Here is a 6,666-nt window from a genome sequence, read left to right on the forward strand (position 1 = left end):
GATTAAAGAAACGTATCTAGCGGCGAGTACCGCGCAAAAAACTAAATTGTACGATCCATTCGTGCGCTTTTTGCGCTGGGCGTCGGATCGAATTGGGGAGTATGGAATTGTTGGTTTTATTACCAATCGTTCGTATTTAGATGCGCGGCAGGCGGATGGATTGCGCAAAGTATTGGCAATGGAATTTCAGGAGATTTGGATTGTAGATTTAATGAGTGATGTGCGCAAAAATCCTAAAATCTCTGGTACACAGCATAATGTATTTGGTATTCAAACCGGCGTCGCCATTACATTTTTAGTGCGTAATCCAACACAGACAGGTGAGTGCCACATTCGTTATTTGGCATTGGATGACTTTTTATTAGCTATAGAAAAACGCCGCTGGTTAACGCATCATTCATTGCGTAAATTGGAACGAGCGGGTGAGTTTTGCCGTATTAGACCGAGTGCAAAAGGTGAATGGTTAAATCAACCAACTGAGGATTGGAGTCATTGGTTGGCGGTGGCAAGTAAAGACGGTAAAGCGGGCAAAACAGAGGAGGTGATTTTTAAGTTGTATTCACAGGGAATCAAAACAAATCGAGATGACTGGATTTATGGGTATTCAAAAGAAGAGGTCTATTATAAAACAAAATACCTCGTTGAATTCTATAACACAGAAAGAGTACGTTGGAAAAAATCAGACAAAAAACAAGCAATTGAATTATTCGTGGATCGCCGCATTAAGTGGACAACTGAACTCATTGCTTATCTTACTAAAAATACGTCATTAAAACATAAACGTGCGCACATTATGTCGAGTGCTTATCGCCCGTATTTTAATAATTTTTTCTATCACGATAAAATTGTTATTAGTCGTACTTATCAGTTACCTAAATTGTTTCCAGAGGGTATCAAGCATCAAAATATTGTGATAGGTATTTCCGGCGTACCGGTAAATAAACCATTTCAAACATTGGCGGTTTCGTTAATCCCTTGCTACGATTTATTAGAGCATCCGCATTTTTTACCACTTTGGACTTATGCTGACGACGGCATTCAACACGACAACATCACCGATTGGTCATTAAATCATTTTCAACAGCAGTATCACGACACGACTATTACCAAACGCGCCATTTTTGATTACGTTTATGCCGTCTTGCACGACCCGCGCTATCGCCAACAATTCGCCCTCAATTTGAAAAGTGAATTCCCGCGTATTCCAATCCATCCCGATTTTTGGGCATGGTCGCGCATTGGTGGTGAATTGGTGCAATTGCACACCGAGTTTGAAACCGTGCCGCCGTGGCCATTAAAGCGAATTGAGTATGACAGCAAAACTGCGCCTAAATGTCGGTTAAAAGCGAATAAAACTGATGGCACGATTGAAATAGACAGCGCGACGACGTTAATGGAAATTCCCGCCGTTGCGTGGGAATACCAACTCGGCAGCCGCTCGGCATTGGAATGGGTATTAGATCAATACAAGGAACGGACGCCCAAAGACTCGACCATTCGGGAACAGTTTAATACTTATCAATTCGCCGATTATAAAGAACAGGTGATCGAGTTATTGGCGCGGGTCTGCCGGGTGAGTGTCGAAACGGTGAATAAAACGCAGCAACTAGCGCAATTGACATGGGCAGAATAACGCTGAACTGCGCCGCCTCATTCCGCCCATATTCCCAATGAACAACGCAAGCGCGGTGCATCAGATTGATCGGCCGTGTTACTAATGACACACAGCCGCCGCTCTTGATACAGTTTAATTAACAAAGCAATGAACGCCTCATCACCAATGCGATAACGCAATTGCCGTTTAACAGTGGTTTTGGCATGAGCGGTTAATGGATAGCGATACAGTATGGTGAGCATTTCATCCAGCAGCGGTATTAAATCACGGCGCTGGCGGTGGTGTTTTTGATACACCTTGAGGCGCTCATATGCCTGCCGCCGTGCGCCCTGCACATGCCCCAAGGCACCAGTGCTACGTTGTTCTTCCGCAACAGTCGCCGCGATTCCCTGCGTCACGAGCGCGTGATGGTGCGGGTGCAGCGCCAGCGCTGTGGTATCAGCGCGACAGGCCGCCGCCTGTAAATTGGCCAGTTGCGAGTAGCTAATCACCCGCCCGTGCGCATCCACTCGCGCCAATAATTCGTTGCCCTGCGGCGTTTCCAGATACAGCACCACGCCATCCGCCGTCGGCCGGTGCGCGGGTTGTGATTTGGTCGCGGCCGCCATTTCGGGTAACTGTTCGATTTTGGCCACTAAACTTGGATCCGCGGCGGTGGCGTTGTGCCAAATTTGATACGCATAGGACGCCAAATCCACATCGTCATCCGTGCCAACATCCTCCAGCGCCCGCCCGCTCTCAGTGTATAAATCATGCCACTGTTGGATTTGCGCCGCATCGTCAAAAAACACCTCATCTGAGCCGACCACCTCGGCGTTGTCGCGCAAACGACTCAGTACCCGCTGCCGCAGTTGCAATAATGCCTCAACCCCGGCCGCGGGCATGAACGAGTAGCAGCAAATCACGGCGGCGCGTTGCCCGATGCGATCTACCCGCCCAACTCGTTGAATTAACCGAATAATTGCCCAGGGTAGGTCGTAATTGACCACGATGGCGCAGTCTTGCAGATTTTGCCCCTCGGACAAGACGTCGGTGGTGATTAACACGCGCACCTCGTCGGCGGCCGCGACTGCCGCCCGCTGGTGATTGGCGACGGGGGCGAAGCGTTGCACCAGTGACGTGGCGTTGGCGCGGTGGCCGGTGATGACCGCGACCTGCGCGACGCCGCGTGTTTGCAATTCGGCGGCTAAATACTCGGCCGTGTCGGCAAATTGCGTGAAAATCAACACCTTATCCGTCGGATGCGTGACCGTGACCAGTGCGTGTAATTTGGCTAATTTGGCGTCCGCGGTCGCCTGCCACGTCCCGCACCGCGCCAGCACCGCGAGTAACGCCCGCGCATCGGCTAACAAATCCTTTGCCAGTTGGTCGGTGAACAGGTGCGCGGGTAGCCAGCGAAAGCGGTTGCGGTACTGGGTGCGGTAGTGCGTATCTTGTTGCGCGGCGCGGGTGCGGTAGGCAGCTTCGGTGTGCGTCAACTGGGCGGCCGCATCCGTGTCAAGTACCGCGTCGTCTGCCGCCCCAGCGTCTGCCGCCGCATCCCCCGCCAACGTGTCGAAATCGGCATCCAAGTCCAGCAACAGCGCGGCATCTTGCGTCCCAATCGGGATGTCGAGTCCCTGTTCAAGTGCGTGTAACACACTGAAATTACGCAAAATATGCCGTTCGAGCGATTGCAAAAAAACCGCCCCGGCGCTCTCCAGCCGCTTGAGTAAATTGGTGCGACAAAAGCCGATCAGCCGCGTACCGGCGCGAGTGAGATTTTTGGTGATTTGCTGCTGCTCATCGGTCAGGTGAGCGGGCAGCGGTTGCAAATATTTGCCCAACCCGTAGCGCGGCAGGTGCAATTGGTTGAGCGTGGCCACCACCTCGGGCGCGTACAGTTGCGCGTAGGGATCGTCGGGGCGGATGTCGAAGGTGACATTACGCGGCTGGCGCTGGGGAAAATAGGATTTCTGCCCGTCAGCAAAGCGCAGGAATGCGCGCCCGTCGCTCTCGCGTTCGGCGTAATGCTGCATGATGAAACTGCGGGTGCGGCGTACCAAGTAACGGCGCATCAGATCGCGCCAATCGTCGGGATAATCGCTTTTTTCAAATGCCGCGAGCGAGCGCACCGCGCACTGGTGTTTGGCGACAAATGCCGCCTCGCCGCCCATTTCGGCTAATAACCGCTCCGGCCGCATCCCGACATCGGCATCTTCTCGAATAAACAAGCCCAGTTGCGCGGCTAAATCTTGGTAATTTTTGTTGTACGGCGTGGCGGATAACAGGATGACGTAGCTGTCGTTGGCGGTGATGTAATCGCGCAACGCCTGCCGCCGCTTGCCGTCCGTGTTGCGCAAATTGTGTGATTCATCAATCAGTACCAGTCGGTAGCGCCGCTCGGGCAGGTCGCGTGGCACCCGTGACAGTGACAACACGCGGGCGTTGAGTTCGTAGCGATCAACGTAGTTTTTTTGCCACATGCCCACCAGATTTTTCGGGCAAATAATCAGCGTCGCCCAGCCGTGATCGTTTTCAAACAACTTGACCAGCGCGGTGGCCATCAGCGATTTGCCCAACCCGACCACGTCACCAAGTAACACCCCGCCGCGCTCGTTGAGATACCGTGCGGCGATCTTGACGGCAGCTTGCTGGAATTCAAACAACTCGGTGGCGAACGGGGCGGGAAGGTGAAATTCGGCTAAACCGGCGCGCACGTCCGCCGACAACAGCCACGCCATTTTCAAATAAACGTGGAACGGCGGCACCGACCGCGCCCCCGCCCAGCTTTCATCAATGATCTGCGCCAGTGTGGCGGAAATGTCCACGCACGAGCGATCCGTCCAGCGTTCTTCAAACCACGTTGCTAATTTGCGACAGGCGTCGTGTTCTAGCACATCGAGGTTTAATTCGCCCTGCCGTTGCAAACCCGCAACAGTCAAATTGCTGCTACCGACAAACCCGGTGAGCGGATTATTCGCGTCGTGGCGGTGGATTAGATACAACTTGGCGTGGAGCGGGTAGGCCAAATGCAACTTGATCCGCACCTGACCGGCGGTGAGTTGCCGCGCCAGTTGCTGCAACGTGGCGTGATCGGCGGCGGTCGGGGCGCGGAACAGCAATTGGTCACGAAAGGCCGCGGCCATTTGCTGCGTGTCGCGTTTCACGGTGGCGTTGTCTAATTGCAACTTGTTGGGTTTTGCCGACATTTGCTGGCGCAGGGCGGTGCGCAACTCGTCACTCGCCGCGCCCGCCATCATGCCAATCAATACGCGGCAGCACTGACCGTCGCCGCCGCGCCACGCTTCAATTACATCGCCGAGCGGTTGCCAGCCGCGTAAATTGAAATAACCCACGCACAGATCGGCGCTATGACCGACGCGCAGTGTCTCTAATAACGCGGTGAGTAAATCTTGATTGATGTTGTCAAAAATGCGCGGCATGGCGGGAATGGGTGGCAAATAAAATGGGGATGAATCGGTATTATCAACCGAATTGCACTGCAACACAATAGGAGATTAAAATGAATGCGTTACCGGCGCAATTGCAATTGACGGCGGCGGAGTATTTGATTTGGGAACGGCAGCAGGAGACGCGCCATGAATATATTAACGGCGCTATTCATGCAATGGTGGGGGCGAGTCGAGCGCACAATTTAATTTGCGCGAATCTATTAGCGGCATTGCATCGGCAATTGCGCGGCCAACCGTGTGAAGTCTATACCAATGATATGCGGGTTAAAGTGAATCAAACCGGCATGTACACCTATCCTGATGTGGTGGCCGTGTGTGGTCAACCGCTCTTTGAAGATCAGGCGGTAGATACGCTGCTCAATCCATTGGTCATTATTGAAGTGCTATCGGCGTCCACCGAAACCTATGATCGCGGTGCCAAGTTTTTGCATTATCGCACCGTGCCAACGGTGCAGGATTATCTATTGGTGGCGCAGCATGAATGTCGTATTGAACAGTATCAACGCCAGGCGCACCAGCAATGGTTGTTGACGGAATATGTGCAATGCACTGCGGTGATTGAGTTGAATACGTTGGGCTGTCGTTTATTATTGCACGATGTCTATGAACGGGTGATGCAGTGAGCGGTGCGGCACCGGTCTGATGAAACGATAACCAGCGCGCTTTTTCGATATGAACATTATGCAGCTGTGTCAAAGATGGCGTTTTTTTCTATTTGGTTACAGTACAAATCCATCATTGGAAAGCAGAAATCATATTCGCCCCAGACCAGTTCGCCGTATTCAATCCGAAACGTTGAAAACCGCTGTGGATCAAGATAAGCGCGAATATCAGGATGCACGGCTTTAGTTAGAAATGGTTTGAAATCCACGCATTGTTGAGTACCGTCATCAAAGGTTAATTGAATACGATAATTGCGCATTTCTACAGCGGACACAATGTTAATTATTTGAGCAGTCATTTAAACCTCCGGGTAATCGTTTCGGATTTAATTGGCTTGTGCATCACAAAAAAGTCAATCCATTTTGCGATAATGTCGTCAGCGCGTGCCGAGACAATTTCATCAAAAAAATGTAATTCATGCGGTGTCAGCGGTGCGCGCCCCGCTACGGTTGTATAACAAATCTTCGTTACCACGCCATTTATAATACATAGATCATCAGTATTCATGGTTTCGTTTTAACCTCATCATTTGTTTCGTTGGCGTTTATTGATAATAGCTGTTGAATTGAATGATAGCATAATGCTAAGGTGGCAACTTAGCAAATTGTTGGGTTGCTTGCGCAACCCAACCTACAGTATGAGCATCTATTATGTCCCATCACCAACTCCACATTAACCGCCTGCGCGATTGTTTGCAAAACTTTGATTTTCAACAGTTGTTCATTGCTGAATTGGGCTGGTCTTATTCGGATAATGACGAGCCATTTGCATTAACGCTGAATGACCAAACGTGGCAAGTGAGTGAAATTGCGCAATTGGGCGGCGTGGTGGTGTTTTTAATTGATGGCTTGCCGGAACGTGACCAGCGCTTGGCAATTCAGAATGAACTGGCCGAGCGGGTGTATGAAAATCTATTGATCTTTGTTGATTCAG

General features: G+C 51.3%; 6 protein-coding genes. 3 read left to right on the forward strand and 3 right to left on the reverse strand.

What is annotated here, in order from left to right; genetic code table 11:
- On the forward strand, positions 1 to 1,633 hold a 1,633-nt coding region (locus HUK38_RS14110), incomplete at its 5' end, for a type ISP restriction/modification enzyme (RefSeq protein WP_338065431.1).
- A 17-nt stretch (positions 1,634 to 1,650) separates the two neighbouring features.
- Here HUK38_RS14110 and HUK38_RS14115 read toward each other — a convergent pair.
- Positions 1,651 to 5,106 (reverse strand): helicase-related protein, encoded by a 3,456-nt coding sequence (locus HUK38_RS14115; protein WP_338065432.1) that lies wholly within the window; start codon positions 5,104 to 5,106, stop codon positions 1,651 to 1,653.
- A gap of 14 nt (positions 5,107 to 5,120) precedes the next feature.
- Here HUK38_RS14115 and HUK38_RS14120 point away from each other — a divergent pair, with 14 nt between their 5' ends.
- Positions 5,121 to 5,693, forward strand: coding sequence for a Uma2 family endonuclease (locus HUK38_RS14120; protein ID WP_182584969.1), 573 nt, complete (start codon positions 5,121 to 5,123; stop codon positions 5,691 to 5,693).
- A gap of 56 nt (positions 5,694 to 5,749) precedes the next feature.
- On the opposite strand, the gene HUK38_RS14125 is transcribed toward HUK38_RS14120, so the two are convergent.
- Both HUK38_RS14125 and HUK38_RS14130 read right to left on the reverse strand, forming a co-directional pair.
- Positions 5,750 to 6,031, reverse strand: coding sequence for a DUF2442 domain-containing protein (locus HUK38_RS14125; RefSeq protein ID WP_182584970.1), 282 nt, complete (start codon positions 6,029 to 6,031; stop codon positions 5,750 to 5,752).
- A complete protein-coding gene (locus HUK38_RS14130) occupies positions 6,028 to 6,240 on the reverse strand; it encodes a hypothetical protein (protein ID WP_182584971.1) in 213 nt (70 codons plus the stop codon). The genes HUK38_RS14125 and HUK38_RS14130 overlap by 4 nt, the downstream gene beginning before the upstream one ends.
- A gap of 143 nt (positions 6,241 to 6,383) precedes the next feature.
- On the opposite strand from HUK38_RS14130, the gene HUK38_RS14135 reads away from it, so the two are divergent.
- Positions 6,384 to 6,666: hypothetical protein (locus HUK38_RS14135; RefSeq protein ID WP_182584972.1), on the forward strand; the 283-nt coding region annotated here is incomplete at its 3' end.

The sequence above is a fragment of the Thiospirillum jenense genome (genome assembly GCF_014145225.1).
In the GTDB taxonomy this organism is placed as follows: domain Bacteria; phylum Pseudomonadota; class Gammaproteobacteria; order Chromatiales; family Chromatiaceae; genus Thiospirillum; species Thiospirillum jenense.